General features: G+C 51.9%; 13 protein-coding genes. 1 reads left to right on the top strand and 12 read right to left on the bottom strand.

The genetic code is table 11. The annotated features are described in order from the left end of the window. Positions 1–13 precede the first annotated feature (13 nt). From RAC89_RS19395 to RAC89_RS19370, 6 genes are all read right to left on the bottom strand, one after another. Positions 14–1,117 carry a GDSL-type esterase/lipase family protein gene (locus RAC89_RS19395; RefSeq protein WP_306615349.1) on the bottom strand — a complete coding sequence of 368 codons (1,104 nt, stop codon included), beginning with the start codon at positions 1,115–1,117 and terminating at the stop codon, positions 14–16. Between the two features lie 13 nt (positions 1,118–1,130). Next, on the bottom strand, positions 1,131–1,946 hold the full coding sequence (locus RAC89_RS19390; RefSeq protein WP_306616140.1) for a carbohydrate ABC transporter permease: 816 nt from the start codon (positions 1,944–1,946) through the stop codon (positions 1,131–1,133). Between the two features lie 96 nt (positions 1,947–2,042). Next, positions 2,043–2,924, bottom strand: coding sequence for a carbohydrate ABC transporter permease (locus tag RAC89_RS19385; protein WP_306616139.1), 882 nt, complete (start codon positions 2,922–2,924; stop codon positions 2,043–2,045). Positions 2,925–3,112: 188 nt separating this feature from the next. Next, complete coding sequence (locus tag RAC89_RS19380) at positions 3,113–3,868, bottom strand: response regulator transcription factor (RefSeq protein ID WP_306615348.1); 756 nt, start codon at positions 3,866–3,868, stop codon at positions 3,113–3,115. Next, positions 3,840–5,501, bottom strand: coding sequence for a sensor histidine kinase (locus RAC89_RS19375; RefSeq protein WP_373429969.1), 1,662 nt, complete (start codon positions 5,499–5,501; stop codon positions 3,840–3,842). The genes RAC89_RS19380 and RAC89_RS19375 overlap by 29 nt, the downstream gene beginning before the upstream one ends. A 431-nt stretch (positions 5,502–5,932) precedes the next feature. Continuing rightward, positions 5,933–6,970: a glycoside hydrolase family 88/105 protein gene (locus tag RAC89_RS19370; protein WP_306615346.1), complete on the bottom strand. Its 1,038-nt coding sequence runs from the start codon at positions 6,968–6,970 to the stop codon at positions 5,933–5,935. Between the two features lie 171 nt (positions 6,971–7,141). Here RAC89_RS19370 and RAC89_RS19365 point away from each other — a divergent pair, with 171 nt between their 5' ends. Continuing rightward, positions 7,142–8,017 (top strand): helix-turn-helix transcriptional regulator, encoded by an 876-nt coding sequence (locus RAC89_RS19365; RefSeq protein WP_306615345.1) that lies wholly within the window; start codon positions 7,142–7,144, stop codon positions 8,015–8,017. Between the two features lie 79 nt (positions 8,018–8,096). On the opposite strand, the gene RAC89_RS19360 is transcribed toward RAC89_RS19365, so the two are convergent. The 6 genes from RAC89_RS19360 to RAC89_RS19335 are packed head-to-tail and all read right to left on the bottom strand — an operon-like array spanning position 8,097 to position 16,700. Beyond that, positions 8,097–8,450, bottom strand: a complete 354-nt coding sequence (locus RAC89_RS19360) for a cupin domain-containing protein (RefSeq protein ID WP_306615344.1) — start codon at positions 8,448–8,450, stop codon at positions 8,097–8,099. Between the two features lie 17 nt (positions 8,451–8,467). Further along, positions 8,468–10,603 (bottom strand): TIM-barrel domain-containing protein, encoded by a 2,136-nt coding sequence (locus RAC89_RS19355; protein ID WP_306615343.1) that lies wholly within the window; start codon positions 10,601–10,603, stop codon positions 8,468–8,470. A gap of 41 nt (positions 10,604–10,644) precedes the next feature. Continuing rightward, positions 10,645–11,610 (bottom strand): Gfo/Idh/MocA family protein, encoded by a 966-nt coding sequence (locus RAC89_RS19350; RefSeq protein ID WP_306615342.1) that lies wholly within the window; start codon positions 11,608–11,610, stop codon positions 10,645–10,647. Positions 11,611–11,637: 27 nt separating this feature from the next. Continuing rightward, positions 11,638–12,762, bottom strand: a complete 1,125-nt coding sequence (locus RAC89_RS19345) for an alginate lyase family protein (protein ID WP_306615341.1) — start codon at positions 12,760–12,762, stop codon at positions 11,638–11,640. Positions 12,763–12,784: 22 nt separating this feature from the next. Beyond that, the gene (locus tag RAC89_RS19340) at positions 12,785–15,001 is read right to left on the bottom strand and encodes a glycosyl hydrolase family 95 catalytic domain-containing protein (RefSeq protein ID WP_306615340.1); all 2,217 of its coding nucleotides are present in this window, start codon (positions 14,999–15,001) and stop codon (positions 12,785–12,787) included. Beyond that, a complete protein-coding gene (locus tag RAC89_RS19335; RefSeq protein ID WP_306615339.1) occupies positions 14,994–16,700 on the bottom strand; it encodes an SGNH/GDSL hydrolase family protein in 1,707 nt (568 codons plus the stop codon). The genes RAC89_RS19340 and RAC89_RS19335 overlap by 8 nt, the downstream gene beginning before the upstream one ends. Between the last annotated feature and the right edge of the window lie 58 nt (positions 16,701–16,758).

Raw genomic sequence — 16,758 nt, 5'->3', positions numbered from 1 at the left:
AAATGCCGTATCTTTACTTTATCATTCCGTCTGCCTGTGATCGAATCCCTTCTTGGGGCATCCCTCCTTTCAAGCTGGAAGCAGTGCCATCGACCATGCCGCATTGCTCGAAATATCGAGCCAAATTGCGTCCCATTTCAATCATGCCGTTGTTGCCCGGATGCAGTAAATCGTGCGACATGCCGTAAAAACCGTATCCGAAAAGCTCGCGGCCGTCGACATAATGAACATGCTCGGATTGAAGCCTCCGCACGATCGTCTGCAGCGCCTCTCTGTAAGCCCCCGGTGTTGAGACCGGATCCTTATCCGGCCACAGGAAACCCTGATCCATGAAAAGTGGAATCAGCCCGATGCAAAGGAGCGGCTTATTCGGCTGCCCGGCTGCAATCCGCCGGACCATCGCCTCCGCCCTCCCTTCAAACTCCTCCACGGATACGCCCTGGTTCAGCATATTGACCGAGATGCACAAGGAGGCGAAGTCCCAGTCGTTTCGGTCGGCGATATAGTCCGCAATTGCGGGCTCGCAATAAGCATTGCCTGCGACTCCAAGATTGATCGCATCGGCTTTTAAGCACCAAGCGGCCTGCGATACATACGTTAATTCCGCGCTTGTCGCCGACACCCCCTGTGTAATGGAGGTGCCATAGGCCAGGTATCGGCGTGCGGGAAGCTCCTCGGGCGCAGGCGGACGAAGGCTTGCCCCTTGAACATCCAGAAGATGCACCTCCCCTCCCTGCAGCATAATGCGCCATACCTTCGGCGAGAACGCATATTGGAGCTTCTGACCTGCCTCCATGGCCAGGAAATAAGGCGATGGCAATTCCAGATGAAGTGTGACCGCCTGCTGCGTGATTACATGCTGGCTGACGAAATAATCGCCGATATATACGGTGGCGATACTGTCGCCGTTATAGCTCGCGAGCTGCACTCCTACAGGCTCCAAATCGCTGACGAATCGAATCTCGCAGCCCGCCGCTCTGCGGTATATCGCTTGGGCCGGCTCCCGAAGCGCATGCAGCACGCGATTCGGAATTCGTTGAAGCAGCCTACCGGGCCGCCCCTCTATAACGGGGAGTTCCTCCACGTTATGCAGTTCAACGTTATTCATGTGAATCATAGCCTGGACCTCCTCATCCTTTCACCGCCGAATTGGAAATGCCCTGAATAATAAAGCGTTGGCCGAGCAAGAACACGAGGATCATCGGTACGATCCCGGCTGTAGCGGCCGCCATCATGCCGTTGTAATCGATCGTATTTTCCAATATAAAATTTTGAAGTCCCAGCGGAACGGTATACAAATCCCGGTCGATCAGAAAGACCAGCGCATTCTCATAATCGTTCCAATGCCAGGAGAAATCGATGATGGCTAAGGTTGCCAATGCCGGCTTGGCCAAGGGCAAAATGAGCCGGAAGAAGATGCGGAGGTGACCGGCGCCATCGATAAAGGCGGACTCTGAAATTTCAATCGGAATCGAGAGCATGAACTGCCGCATCATGAACACTCCGAATACCGTAAACATTCCGGGCAAAATCAGTGCCCAATGCGTGTTGTAAATTCCCGCCCATTCGAACATCATAAATTTCGGTACGAACAGCACCTGCGGGGGAATCATCATCATGGATAAGTAGACGACAAACAGCGGCTCGCGTCCCTTGAACTCCATCCTGGCAAAGCCGTACGCCGCGAAGGCCGACAGGAAGGTCGCCCCGGCCGTTCCAAGGATCGCTACCTTGAGGGAATTCAAATAGTAAGTAAAGAAGGTATCGCTCCCCATCCAAACCTTCACATGGTGCGCCCATGACAGCTCCGCCGGTATCCAGCGGATCGGATACTCGAACACCTCCGCCGGACTCTTAAAGGAGGTGCTGATCATCCACAGAAACGGAACGACCATCAACACTCCGAGAAACAGCATGACGAACGTGGCGAGCAGCTTGGTGAGCATGGGGCGATGCGCGAGTCTTTCACTTGCAAAGGCCTGCGGAAGCCGGCGCATCTCAGCTTGTGGTTTTATCATAACCTAATCCTCCTACCTGACTGCTTAATAGTGAACCCATCGTTTCTGCCCCCACCATTGAAAGAGCGTGATCAGCAGAATCACCAGAAACAACGCCCAGGAAATGGTTGAGGCATAGCCCATCTCGTAATAACGGAAGGCATTCTGGTATACGAAGAGCGAGAGCACCGTCGTGCTGTTGCCCGGACCGCCCTGCGTTATCGCCTGAATAATACCGAACGTCTTAACGGACATAATCAAGCCGGTAATCAGCAGCAGGAACGTCGTCGGACTAACGAGCGGCCATACGATGCTCCTAACGATCTGCCAAGGCTTCGCCCCGTCCATCTTGGCCGCTTCCAGCTGCTCGGTAGAGATTTCCTGCAGTGCAGCCAAGTAAATGATCATGTTGTACCCGAGCATGAACCAGATCCAGATGATATCGATGGCATACATGGAGGTTTCCGTAGAGGAAAGCCAGCCCGGCGGATTCGCGATGCCGATCTCCCGCAGGAAACCGTTAATCGGACCCAGCTTGGCATGGAACAAAAGCATCCAGACGAATGCCACGGCCACGCCGCTCGTAATGTAAGGCATAAAGTACAAGGCCCGAAGGAGCTTGACCAGATACACGGACCGGTTCAACACAACCGCTACGAGAAAAGCCAGCCCGATCGAGACGGGGACGGACAGCAGGAAGATCGCCGTGTTTTTCATCGATAAATAAAACAGCTCATCCTGCAGCAGCCGCTTCACGTTAGCCAAGCCGACAAACTCGAATTTCGGGTTCATAAACTGATAATTCGTAAACATGAGAAAAAAGGACGTTATCGCCGGTACAATATAGAACAAGAGGACACCGAGCATATTGGGTCCAATAAATAGGTAGCCCATCATTTGCTGACGTTTCATCCAGTTGCCTTTCACTTGCTTCACCCCATTCGCTTATTGACCCCATTGTAGCAAGGAACGATGCCGGGCATAATGAACAAAACCTTTTGATTTATGATACAAAACCTCACAATTTGGGCTGGTCAGGCTTTGTAGATTTGTTCTATTCGTTCTGGCTGCGCAAGACAAAAACCGCCCGGCTGCCCGGACGGTCGTTTCAGGTGTTATTCGGAGCTTTCGCTCTTACGGTATTGGTTTGGCGTGGAGCCGGTCATGCGCTTGAATATTTTAATAAAGTAGTTATCGTTAAAAAATCCGACCTTGATGCCGATTTCACTGACTGTCATATCGGTATGCAGCAAATACTCAATGGCCTTCTTGACGCGCAGCTCATGCAAATAATGGATGATCGTTTTGCCCGTCTTCTTCTTGAACAAGGTACTCACGTAGTTTTCCCCCATCATGACCTGCTGCGACAACTGCTTCACGGTGATTTCCTCTTGATAATGCTCTTCAATATATTGAATGATCTTATTCACTTCGGGATGCTTGATCTTGTCCTTCGCCGAAGCAGCCTCAGACTCCTTGACTGTCGGTGCTGTTTTCTCCAGCTCCAAGCGAATCTTCTGCAGCGTATCCCGCAAATCCTTGACACTCATCGATAATTTTAAAATATAATTGGACGCTCCGTACTCCATTGCCTGCCGCACGTATTCGAAATCCCCCAAGCAGGTCAGCATCACGAAACGGCTTTGGATGCCTGCTCTACGCGTTTCCTTCAACAACTCGATGCCATCCATCTTGGGCATAACGATGTCGGACAATACCAGATCCGGAGGCTCCGCCGTAATCAGCTCCAACGCCTTGGCGCCGTCCCCCGCCTCGCCCACCACCGTAAATCCCATCTCCTCCCAGCGGATAAGCTCCTTCACTGACTCCCGAACGAACACCTCATCCTCCACCAGCAGTACTTTCCACATCCCGGTTTGCCTCCGTTTGAATAGAATTCGAAGTCTCCACAGCATAAGGTATGGATAACAAGTAAGGAATCACCATCCGAATCAGCGTCCCTTGCTCCAGTTCGACGATATCGAGTGAGCCCTGCTCTTTAAACAGGAGCTTTAATCGTTCACGGATATTCGTAAGTCCGATGCCCGGTCTTTTCCGTTTGCTCTGAAGCTCACGAGCCTTGTCAAAGCCGATTCCGTTATCCTCCACTTCGATCTGCAGCATTCTCCGCTCCGTTTCACTCACTCGGATCGTCACGCGTTGATCGCCCGTCGCTTCGAGAAAGGCATGCTGAATGGCATTCTCTACGAGCGGCTGCAGACTGAATTTCGGAACAAGCGCATAGTCAAGCCTCGTATCATATTCATAGCGAATATCAAAGCGGTCCTTATATCGGGTTTGCTGGATAAAAACGAATGCCTGCGTCAGCATAATTTCTTCTTTAAGGTGAATCAGGTCGACGTCGGTGTTTAAGCTCATTTCAAGCAGCCTGCCCAAGGATACGCACATATCGGCGATGTCCTCACAGTCACGGCGCAAGGCGATCCACTTCATCGTGTTCATCGTATTCAGCAGAAAATGCGGATTCATTTGCGCCAGCAGCATCTGAAAGCGGACGGCGTCCTTCTGCCTTTCCTCCGCCCACAGCCTTTGAATCAATTCATCCATATCGACCAGCATCGTATTGAACGTACGGGTTAATTCGAGAATTTCTCCCTTGTATTTTTGCTCGGGAATACGAACCTTCAGATTACTATGCGCGGCCTGCCGCATCTTGATCTGCAGCTGCGAGAGCGGCCGGGTGATCGTATGCGCAATCAGGAACGCGACGAGAATAAAGGCACCCGCCAAAAGAAAAAACATGCTGAAATATTGACGTTTCAGCACCTCGATCTCGTTAAATAAAATGGGCAGCGGGATGCGGTTAACGATATACCAATCCAAGGATTCGATATAGCTGTAGTTGAGCAGCGCGCCGGAAGCCGCATCCACCGTATAGCCCTCGGCCTCCGGGTCCGATGCGATTTGCTTAATCGCCTTGGCCGTTACGGCTTGCGCCTGCGGATTCGATTGGGTCACCACCTCCCCGCTGCGCGTTACGATGAAGTAGTCCTGTCCAAGATCCGACGCCGGCTTTAAAAAGGTTTGAAACCAATAGGCATAATCAATGCTGATCCGTGCGATACCGTAAACGGCATTATTATGATCTCGCAGCAACGCGTAAACGGATAATAAGTACGGGCTCTTCGAGAGATCCCTAGACACATTGTTCTCGTCACTCGGCACCCAAACAATCGGTGTTTTACTCGTGCGGATTTCACGGAACCTCGGGCTTGCCATGATCTCCTCATAGTTGAGGGAACGCCTCGAAGGATAGGAGGTATACACATTACCGTGAAAATCAAGAACCGTGAAATATACATTGGAGTTGTACAAGAAGAAGCTGTTATTCAGATTCAAAAATTTTTCTTCAATTAGCGCTTTGTTCTCCAGCGGATTGAATCTTGCCGGGTTGTCAAGAATCGACTTCACGAGAGAATCCTGCTCCAGGAAGATGAGCGTCTTAAAAGCGATGCTTATATGGTCTTGGACGGTTCGGTGCATCCTTTCCAGCTGATCGCGACTTTGTTTGCTGATCTTTTTCTGAACAACAGACTCAATTTTTTGGAAATTATAGATATTCAAGGCGCTAAACGGCAAAAGTAGTAACAGCAGACACGCTATAAACAAACGATATTTTAATGTATCGGGCCATAATCTGTTTAAATTTCTCAGCACGTGACCGCCCCCCTCACCTCAAAAATATTATAGCACGTGATTAAAGATGGAAAGGGGTTTGGCATGAAATCCGTTGTTCTGTTCTATTTAGGCCTATTTCCAGGAATGTGAAACAAAGAAATGTTCTATTTCCATACATTTCTCAATGTTCGTCTCTAGACTCGTTACCATACCAAAAACAAAAACAGGGTGGAAAACTTTTCCACCCTGAAGTTTATAATCCTGTCAGACAGCTGACAGGCTAAGAATTATAGTGCTTATATTTTGCTGACAAGCTCCTTATTTTGAAGCAGAGCCACAAGGTACGCCAAGGTTAATCCTTGCCCCCATCCCTGAACTCTCTTCCTGGAAATCGCCTTGTAGTCTTCCGCAGAGTACATTACCGCCGTGCCTGCCGATACGTTCCGAACGGAGCCGTCTTCGTCTATGTTGGCCAAGATGCCGTCATAGGCTTTGGCAATCGCATTTTGGTGCAGCGGATGCCCATTGATGACCAAAGCTGCGGCAATGCCCGCGGAGGCTGATGTTTCGGTATACGAGGTTTCATCGGTCAATACCGTCCGCCAGAGCCCATCCGGAGTCTGCAGTCTTACCAAAGCGCTCAATTGATCCCGAAGCGCATCGCCGAGCTTCATCCACATCGGCATGAAGGGATTCAGCATTTTGTAAGCTTGTGCCATCGTATACGCAGCCCATGCATTCGCTCTGCCCCAGTAAATACCGGACAAATGGTCTTGTCTGACATTGTCCCAAGCATGATAGAACAGGTTCGTCTTCATGTCCTGCAGGTATTCCTCGTGCCAGTAAAATTGATTCAAGGCATCGTCAATATAGTCCTTGTTGTCCAGCTTAAAGCCCAGCCGGAGCAGGAAGTAAGCTGCCATAAACAGCGTATCCGCCCACGCCTGCTCCGGAAAATCATTTTTGGAGGACACCGTATGCTGGAATACGCCTTCTCCGAACCGGATGGCATCCTTGCGAAGATACTCGGCCTTTACCAGCGCTAAATCAAGATATTTAGAGTCGCCTGTGGCTTCATGCAGAGTCAGCATCGTATGCCCCATGGCACACGCATTGACCATCATAGGCGGCAGGCCCAGCTCCAAGTATTCGTCCACCCATTGGACCAGAAAATCAATATATTCTTGATTGCCGGTTACTTCCCACGCTTTGGATATTCCGTAATAGGCAACTCCGCAGGACCAGTTCCAGGTAAAATCCATATTCATCGTTCTGCGGACAACACGGTCAATAAGCTCTTTCACTTCATTTTCATTGCATTCAAATTTACGCATTTCACCCATCTCCTTTTGACAAAGCTCTACCCCTACAGCCATTTCGCTTTATCGAGAAGACTATCATAAAATGCGAATTATTTCCCCGCTTATATGGACAATCATTCCCCAAACCCCGCATATATTGATATAATGAATATATGAATCATTCATTAATCAAAGGAGCCCTTCATGACGATTGCATCGCTGCCCGGCATGCTGCGCTTCGGGTCGAGGAATGATCCGCTTTGGATCGAATTCGACCGCAGAATCGGGCATTATTCCATGAACACCAGCCACTACCATATAGAGTATGAAGTGTTTTACCTGTTACGCGGGGAAAGAAATTATTTTATCAAGGATTCCGTATATCATATTCGCCCAGGCGACATGATGCTGGTAGACTCCTATGCCCTGCATAGAACCTCCGAGATCAGCGAGCCCAATCATGAGCGTATCGTCTTTCATTTTAATCCGTCCTTTTTCAATGGTTACCCACAGGAGGATAAAGAGCTGCTGCTTGCTCCCTTCTCCGGGGGCTACCCGTTTGTCAGGCTAAATATGCAGGAACAAATGCAATTGGAAGCCCTGCTTATCTCTCTCTTGAATGAGCTTAACGAACGTCCCCCGGGTTATCCGCTGCACATCCGAAACATGGCTAACGAAGTACTGTTGTTCGCGGCGAGACACATTCTGAAGCGCAAGGCCCAGCCTGATGTAGAGCTTACGCCCGTCCAGCGAAAGGTTACGGATATCGTTCGCCACATTAATCTGCATTTTAGAGAACCTCTGCACCTGGACCTCCTGACCAAGCAATTTTTTATCAGCAAAGGTCACTTATGCCGTGTATTCAAGGAGGTCACCGGCTTTGGCTTCACCGAGTACGTGAATATTACCCGAATCAAGGAAGCCGAGCGTCTTCTGCGGGAAACGGATTGGAGCGTCACGCAGGTGTCGGAGCACTGCGGCTTTGAAAACTTCTCTCATTTCGGCAAGGTGTTCAAAAAGCTGTCGGGTCTCTCCCCTCGTGCCTACAGGAAGCTTGAACGCTCCGGCTCCGGCGGATGAAGCCGTTCTAAAGCAACAAAAGGAGGAAGCCCTATGCGTCGCAAGGGCTTCCTCCTTTCTCCATGGAGCGTAATCATGGTTATGTAGTAATAACTGCCTCAAAAACAAGAATGCGTAAAGGAGCATCCGTGTGATTTTCCAATCCATGACTCCAGCCCGGTTTATTTAGCAGCACATCCCCGCGTCCTACCTCCCGCATTTCCCCGTTAACCGACATCCGACCGCGGCCTTCTATAATGACATAGATCTCCTCATCTTGACCGTGAGTGTGGTAGCCGATGGACGCCTGCGGCGGAATCTCAGTATAGTAGAAAAACTTCAATGCGGTATCAAAATCGCTGCTATCATACAATCTCACGCTTTTCACCAGACCATTGCCTTTGTGACTCTTCTCCATCATATACTCGGCATGCAGGTAGTTACGAACGATCACCACAGATCTCCTCCTAGTTAGTTAATGCTCTTTAAGCCCAGCCTCCAGGTTACGGAACTATAAGAGGAGACCGCATCCGCAGCCCCGGCTTGTTCCTTCATCTCGAATAAGAGGTCTCCTTGTTCATCCACCGTAACCTCCGCATACTGCCAAATATGCTTGCCCCGTTCATAATCAAACGACTCGCCGTCGTCATCAAACAACATTCCGCGGCCCGGCACATTGCCGAAATGGAGCCATTCCAACGGAGTGCGCTCCGTACCGTTCGGTGCATGCTGTCTGACAGGCATCATGGGAATGACAGCTCCCTCGCGAACGAAGATCGGAATCAGCTCGAGCGGAGCTTGAACATGCACAACCTGATCACCCTCGTAGCGTATTCCTGTTTCGAAGCCGTACCATCCACCCGGCGGCAGCAAAACGTCCCGCCCTTGCTCACCTGAAAACATCGGGGCTACGAGCAGGTCATCTCCGATAAGGAATTGATCGTCCCATTCCTTGATCCTTTGTTTTCCGTAGGCGGCGTCCGTCGTATTGAGCACTTCTCCATGATCAAAGCCGGTTTTTGATGCGGCTTTACGGTATTGATCGGCGGTTTCAAAGGCCAGCGGCATGGCGCGAAACGGAGGAAGACCTTCGAAGCGGTATCGCGCGAATGCCGTATAGAAATAAGGCAGCAGCCGCATGCGAAGCTCGATATAGTGCCGAATGATAGGCTCCACCTCCGGGAAAGACCAGGGCTTGGTACCGTCTCCCCACGCGTTCAGCATGGCCATAGGCGAGAAGCATACGGATTGCATGCGACGCACCCATTCCTCACTGTTATCCGCCTTACGTACCTCCGGAGTCCAGAGAATACCGCTGAAGGAAGCGTTGCTCAGTGCACGAATGAACTGTTTATGGTCATACAAGTCTGAGTAGAGCACATAAGGCAGGGTGGATGCCGCCGCGTTAGAGGCTCGAACCAGACCGTAGGTTCTACGGTTATGCTTCCGATACAGGTCGGAAGTCATTTTCTGAAAAAGAAGACCGTACATCTGCCTCATCTGCTCCCCATCGGCGCCGGAAGGGAAGGTTGCGTGAGCCGGAAACATCCACGAATGATTCGTAAGCTCGCTCCCATCGCATTCGTCAAGCTTATATCCCGATACACCGATACTGGCATGCTGCTCTATATGCTGATTCATGTACAGCTCCTGCGCAGCCTTCAAGGTATAATCGGGAGCCAAGCCGCCCCACACCGTGTGACTTCCCGATAGCGGTTTCATCGCCTCAAAAATAGAGGCATCCGGGGAAATGTACGGATGCTCCCAAAGGTTAATTCGAAAGCCTAGCTGCTCCATGCTGCTCACGAATTCGGAAGGGTCGGGAAAACGCTCCTCTGACCATTCATAAGTGACAGGATAGCTTCTGCTGTGCCAGCCCGGCTCTAAACCAATGACGTCACAGGGAATAGCGCGCTCGCGGAACTCTCTCGCTTCCGCTAAGGTCATCTTGTCACTGTACAGCTTCGGTACCCTGTGCCAAAAGCCAAGCCCCCATCGGGGCGGTAAGGTTCCTCCCCCACAGAACAGATTGTATCTTTTCACCACATCGACTACCGTCGGTCCGCTAAATAAATAAACCGTGGCCCCTTCCTCGGGAAGACGTACCTCCATTCGGCTGGACAGCGGAGTGGCCCTCCAAGCCTTATCCGTATTCCGGTCCCGCGCCGCCTCCGGGCCGTTATCATCGATATGCACGGTTGAGCCGCAGTATACGGTCGGCACTCGTGAAGTATCGATCAGTACACCATAACCGCGGTCCGATACAAAGAAGGGCACCGGCGCGTGAGTTTCTCCCGTATCCTGCTTAGGATCGCTATTTACACGAAGGAATCTGGTTCTTCCACGCTGGTTCATTCGGGCAAACTGCAGTCCCATCCCGTAAATGGCTTCCTGCTCCGTCAGAGGGAAGGATAAGATCGGCATGGCGCCTACGTAATCTAATCGTAGCTCTTCCATAGAGAAAGGCAGAGGCATATCTCCTAACTGATGCAATGCTTCGTACTTCGGCTCCCGGTTCATCCAGCTAACGGGTGAAAGCACGGATGGTTCTCCTATCGTTCCCCGCCATACTCCGGAAGCATGCTGCTGCCAAATAAGTGCTGCCATTGTATTTTCTCACCCCATCTTCCCTTGTTAAGTTATGTCGCTCAAGTCCTAAGCGGCAACTCAATGTCCGTCCACTGCCTCTTTTCGCTCGCCAGCTTGGCATAATGAACAAGAGCTTGCGTATGCAAGTAGTCCCTTCCGCTCGATTCCGCCTCCCTCTCTCCTCGTAGGGAGGAAAGGAACTCGGTCAACGTATCGCTTGCTGCAAATGCGCTATGATCACTGAAGGTTTCGGTATGTCCCCCTCGGTATAAGGAAATTACTTGATCCGTTAGTTCCAGTGCGCCATCACTGCCCTCCATACGCAGCTGTCCACACCATGGAGTTTGCCTGCTCCGAGAAGCTATCGTTCCGGAATACGTAGCACGAATGCCCCCCTCGAGTTCAATCCATGCCTCGGCATTGAGATCGGCTCCGGACTCTCCCCATCCGTTTAACGGCGCATACAGCTCAGCGGCAATCCGTTTTCCCTCGGCTCCGGTCAAGTACCGGATCATATCGAAGTGGTGCACGCCGATATCATCCAATAAGCTGACCGTATAATTGCGATGCACCTGATGGTAGCGATGAAACCGGATATCAATAGATGCAACCTGCCCTATCAAGCCTTCATCTATCAATCGCTTTACCCTTCGAATATAGGGAAAACGGCGATAATTCTCAGCGATCATAAAGGGAATTCCCTCCCGCATCGCTCGCTTTACAATGTCCACCGACTCTTCGTAATCAAATGAGATCGGCTTCTCGCAAAGCACCGGTAGCTTCCGATCGAAGGCTGCATGGTTGACCGATGTATGAGCCATAGGCGAGGTCACGTTCACGAGGAAGTCCGCCTCTTCTTTCTCAAGCGCCTCCTCCAGTGAGGTGTAAAAGGGGTACGGGTCGTTACCCATCTTCGGCTTCAGGGAAGAATTGGTTTCCACAACAGCGACTAACAGCCCCTGGTTCTTCAGCCTTGTATACCAGCTAAACCCGGCGGACCCAAGTCCAACCAATATGGCTTTCATATGACTGCTCCTCTCTGAATCCGGATGTTATAACCATAAAATCGGCTGGCGAATAGCGATGTTTCTTCGTATTTCCTTATCCTCCGGGTCACGCTCCAGAGATTCAAAGAGGGATATGTATTCCGCCTTACCAAGTCCCAAGCCGGCAAATAATAAGCCGGAAATTCTTGCCGGCCAGCCCTCATCATGCTCAATGTCCGGTGGGTAGGGCCAACGTCCCTTGTCGACAAGATAGGGGAAGAGATAAGCAAAGCCTTTACGTATACCCCGTCCGTCCGGAAGCTCATAGTTCCACAAATTGTCCGAAGGGGTGGATAGAATATGGCATAACGTTGCCATGTTGTCTAACGCAAAGATGGAGTAGCCGTACGGCTTGGTACGAGCAAGCTCTCGGGGAAAGCTTCCGTCATGCTCCATTTGGCCGGGCAGCAGGATACGTTTATACCTGTCGCGGCAATACGCCAGCATCTCTTCGTTGCCGGTGAAGCCGGCAAACACGCTTGCTTGTACATGCCAGCAGATGCTGTGGTTATTGTCCGTATTGCGTTCTTCCAGGCCGTAAGGATGGGTTGTCATCCAGCATAAATAATCGGCAAACCAGCGTTGTAAGCCGGAAAGAATCTCCTCCGCAAGTGGGGCCGAGCCCTGCAGCGCGAGAATCGCCTGCGGGATATCAATCAGATGCAGCGTATCAATGATCCCGATGCCTCTCCCGGGGCAAATGCCGGGAATGGCCTGAGCGTAAAGCAAATGCGGATTCATCCGTGTATCCTCATCGAGGAAAAATTCCTTGAGCCATCGTACCGCCCGCTCAGCATATTTCGATTCTTTGGTTACTGCGTATGCGGCGGCCAAATGTGCCGTGTTCGTTCGCATGTCCCGAAGGATCAGCCGATGGGCGCTAAAATTGTTCGGGTTCGACTCCCCGTCCCGCTTGACGTAGGGCAGCCCGTCCGGGGTATCCGGATGGGGCCACCAGTAATCGCCGTTCGAATAATAATCATGCGGTCCGCCTTCACTTTTATCTGCCTGTTCATCGGTAATGTGCCTTATTTCCGAACGGAGTGCCTGCTCCGCCCTCCTTAAGATCCATGACCTATCCAGGTCGATAAGTCTGTTTCGAATGTCACGAAATCCATGACTTGAATGCATGCTGCTTCTCCTTCCGTTCACATCACGAAATCGGTATCCCGTACAGACGCCAAGGCTTGCGGCCTCCAAAGTATCCGCACAAGTGATGAACCGCTGGAAGGGGCTTGACTTCCCAAGCTTCATTTCCTGAGTCAGATTCTGTGCAGCCTGCATGGTAAAGAACGACCTCTTCGTCAACTGACAGCTTGAGCTCATAGACGCCGGGAGCGACCCATCGAACCGCTTCGGCAGGGACGCCGGCTATACCGATGTCTCCGGTCATATCGGTCTTGATCCGGCAAGTCCCTCCGGCCAAGCTTTTGACCCTGATCCACGACGTCTTCCCGCCTGTGCGAACGGCACTTACCTGGAATGCGCCTTCGGCCCGCAGGTTGTGAAACACCGCCTCCTGCCAGTCGGTGGGAACAGCCGGGAAGACGCGAATCTCCTCGCCCCAGCTCTGCAGAAGCATATCGTGAAGAGCCTCCGCTCCCGCAAGCGGCGTCTCTATAACGGGGCCCGCCTCTTTATACATGGTATTCGACTTGAGCATGTGCATTAAAGTGTGCACGTATTTCAAAGCCTCATCTCCCTCGCCGACCTTCGCAGCCAGGGATGCCGCTCCCGTAAACGTGAACCCGCGCAGGTCCCCCTCGCGGGAAAGCCAATGCCGCAGGGACCGGATGATCAACTCACGCTCTTCCTTCGTATCCCCGCTCATGATATGCAGCGGAAAGGCGGCCATCAGATGACTGAAGTGCCGATGTCCGAACTCAAGCGGCTGATCCCTGCCGATCATAAAACCTGTTTCGTCTGTCGGCAGTGGCGTGAGACGCTCCAAGGTTTCCATCCACCTTTCACGAGTTGGATCCTCAACCTGGAGAATCTCGCAGACACGCAGGAGCGTCCGGCAGCCCCATTGGAGTAGAGCGAGATCATAATGCGTATCCGGTACCTTGAGCTGAAGAAAGGACCCGTATTCCGGAGAAATCATGGGAGGCAAGTGAAGCCTGCCATCCTCCCCCTCTTCCAGCAGATGCAGGTAGTACTGAACTGTTCGCTTCAGCAGCGGATAAAGCAGATCCTTCAACAGCTCCTGGTCCATCGAATGTCTATAGTGGCGCCACAGGTTATGGCATACCCAGGCCAAATTGCCCACTTCAGCGCCGACAGGGGCCGCCAGATCATAGCTCATGCTGCGACCGAGTCCCGCAGAGTCGTGCCGGTACCGCTCGGGAACATTGCGGATCAATTGCTCCATGCGATCCCGAAAAGCTTTTACCAACGATTCGCCTATTTCCAGCCGACCTGATGTGTACACCGGGGAATAGCTCATCTGCACGTTCATATTGAACCAAACACCGGCCCACGGTGTCGGTGCGAGCCATGGTCCCTGATTATCGATAATCATGCCGTCGGAACGCGTAGCGGCTGCGAGCTTATACATCTGAATCCAATAAAAGCCTTCAAGCAGCGTATCCGGAATGGATACAAAGCTTTGACGATAGTAATCGTGCCACCAGCTGCGGTGAGCTTCCAGCCATTCCTCCCACGGTTGGGAGGCAGCATGAACTACAGCCCTCTCCGCTTTTTCCCTTGAGGAGGCATCATCACCATTCATTACAGAGAGCCACAGCCGCCGCCGGTTGCAATCAATTTCATCCACCAGCCAAGCGGTTGTGCAGCCGCCGCCGTACTCGAACGATTGTACTCCAACAGAAACGCCAGCGTCCGAGGTGTGCTTGGAAACCTGCGTGGCAGGAATAAATTGGTTCAGGTTGAAGCCATCGGCATTCTTCAATACGGGATCCACTTCATTATGCGGATACCACTGCAGCCGGGTCCCCTGCTCGCTTTCACTTGTTTCCAGTTCAACCGCGAGTACCGGCTCCCTGCTGTGGACGAAAGCGCGTACCCTTACATTCCCTACCGTCGTAGTAATCTCCGCACGCAGCTCCGCATTCCATAGATCGATTCGAATGCTTGAAGGCTGATAATACCAGCCGGTCAATTCAAGATGCAGCTCGCCTACAGGTACCCTGGGAGTGAATTCTCCTTTAGGTTTGCCGGCCGTTACGTCCGAGCGGCCTAGCACGAAGCGAACTATATTCCGCTTGTTTCGATGCTCTTCACTATAGACCATGGCTCCTATCATCCCATTACCGATAAAAGCCCCTTCCTCCCAAGAAATCGGTTTGACCGACCAGGTCATATCGTGACGTGCCAGAAAGGTATCCCATTGAATTTGGTTTTTAATCATGCGAGTTTCTCCCCTCTTTTGTTCCGTGCTGCATCGCCCCGTTTAGAAACCGAACAATAGGCTCCGGATTTTCCAAACTGTGAGGATGATGACCGATCCCTCTTTTAACTATTACGGTGATGGTGCCGCCTGCTTCACGGTATTGGCGCTCGAAGAGCTCCCCATTCTCTGGGTAAGGAACGACGGTGTCGGCATCCCCTGCGATTAAAAGGACCGGGATGCCGGCATTGGCCAGCCTACCCGCACTAGCAAGCGGCCGGCTCTCCTCAGGTATTGCTTGCTCCTCCGATACTCCGTACACCGCCAAGCATTCCTCCCAATGAGTGGGAGAGCCTATTCCCGCTCCTTTACCGCCCGGCCAGCTGCGGTGGTCCAGAACAGGAGCGTCCAAGTAAAGGGCCATAACGTGCTCGGGATAAACAGCAGCATAATTGACGGCATACAGGCCCCCCCGACTGAAGCCGAATAACGCCGCCTTGGAAGCAAGGCCGAAACGGTCGACAACCCGGGCTCGAAAGTCTTCCATCCTGCGAACCGCAAAGGGACAGCCATACAGATGGCTTAGCCGAATATAAGCGATGTGCCACCCCTGCTCGAGCAATGCCAGGTCCGCCGTTGCGAAAGCGCCAAAAAACTCCGTTCGCCAAACCCACGGCCTGCCTGCAGCCTCCTGCTTAGGTGCGACCACAAGGGCCTCTCTTCCCGACAAATAAAATTGATATTGCGTATATCCATGCCAATCGGTGGTCATGGGTTGAGTAAGCCCGTTTTTCTCTAATTCGAAGCATGCCGCGGCTGCAATTTCCTTCCGAAGGCGTTCCCCAAGCATTAGCGCTTCTGGAAGCGGCTTCGCGTCAGCCTTGTTCACATGACTATGACCGACATGCTCTTTCCAGGCAGTACTGAGTAGACGATGGCGTTCTATAGTTTTCCGAAACCAAGGTACGGTGTTCGGCTCATTCACGTAGTCAGGAATACGTTCCAAGGTGATATTGAACAATCGGCTTAGCAGCGTTTGGGCGATGCTCCAGTGCCCATGGGCATTCGGGTGAATCCCGTCGCCATACATGTATTCCGGCTCCCTCCGGCGTCTGTGCTCCAAGTCCCTGCGGAGCGGGTCATAAATGTTGATCGCCGCGTCTGCCTCTCCCAGGACAGGAAGACTCAGTACCCAATCGGCATAGCGGCTTAAAACTTCATTGTAGCTCGGGTCAGGAAACCTCCAGCTGGGGCTGTCGTTTTCATTGATGTTTGGTCCCAGGTGCCTCAGCCTGGACGAATGGTCGTACGGAGTGGGAGTAAGAACGATGATCTTCTCCACCGATGGCCTAGCCTTGCTAATTGCTGCGAGCATACCTTCTTGATATGCCCTGAAGCGATCCTCAGAGTACGGATGATAAATTCCGTCGTTCATACCGTAGAGGAATACGAGCCAATCGGGCTTGCTCTCTCGAAGCACTCGCTCAAGCCGGTCATGCAGGCAAGGACGCGGCCATGGATGGGCTTTTTCACTGAGGCCCGATACCGTTTCGCTGCTTACTCCGAGATTAACGAAGGTAAGCTCCCGCTCCGGCATATGTTGTAAAAAGTAAGCCTCCATAAAGGCAATGTACAAGCCGTTATCTGTGATACTATCGCCTACAAAAACAATGCGTTTAGCTTGCGGAAGGTCTCCACCCCGCAAGAACAACGTTCCCAAGACCGGTTACCTCCCATTCGTTACATCCTAAGCAAAAAGTCAGGCGTGCCGCTAAAGC

The organism is Paenibacillus sp. GD4 (genome assembly GCF_030846225.1).
Taxonomy (GTDB): domain Bacteria; phylum Bacillota; class Bacilli; order Paenibacillales; family NBRC-103111; genus Paenibacillus_G; species Paenibacillus_G silviterrae.
This window is presented reverse-complemented; position numbering and strand designations above follow the sequence as displayed.

What these genes read in the sequence shown, in the direction of transcription:
- RAC89_RS19395 (WP_306615349.1), bottom strand. Translation starts at nt 1,117, where the DNA reads ATGATTCACATGAATAACGTTGAACTGCATAACGTGGAGGAACTCCCC.
- RAC89_RS19390 (WP_306616140.1), bottom strand. Translation starts at nt 1,946, where the DNA reads ATGCTCACCAAGCTGCTCGCCACGTTCGTCATGCTGTTTCTCGGAGTG.
- RAC89_RS19380 (WP_306615348.1), bottom strand. Translation starts at nt 3,868, where the DNA reads ATGTGGAAAGTACTGCTGGTGGAGGATGAGGTGTTCGTTCGGGAGTCA.
- RAC89_RS19375 (WP_373429969.1), bottom strand. Translation starts at nt 5,501, where the DNA reads ATGCACCGAACCGTCCAAGACCATATAAGCATCGCTTTTAAGACGCTC.
- RAC89_RS19370 (WP_306615346.1), bottom strand. Translation starts at nt 6,970, where the DNA reads ATGCGTAAATTTGAATGCAATGAAAATGAAGTGAAAGAGCTTATTGAC.
- RAC89_RS19365 (WP_306615345.1), top strand. Translation starts at nt 7,142, where the DNA reads ATGACGATTGCATCGCTGCCCGGCATGCTGCGCTTCGGGTCGAGGAAT.
- RAC89_RS19355 (WP_306615343.1), bottom strand. Translation starts at nt 10,603, where the DNA reads ATGGCAGCACTTATTTGGCAGCAGCATGCTTCCGGAGTATGGCGGGGA.
- RAC89_RS19350 (WP_306615342.1), bottom strand. Translation starts at nt 11,610, where the DNA reads ATGAAAGCCATATTGGTTGGACTTGGGTCCGCCGGGTTTAGCTGGTAT.
- RAC89_RS19345 (WP_306615341.1), bottom strand. Translation starts at nt 12,762, where the DNA reads ATGCATTCAAGTCATGGATTTCGTGACATTCGAAACAGACTTATCGAC.
- RAC89_RS19340 (WP_306615340.1), bottom strand. Translation starts at nt 15,001, where the DNA reads ATGATTAAAAACCAAATTCAATGGGATACCTTTCTGGCACGTCACGAT.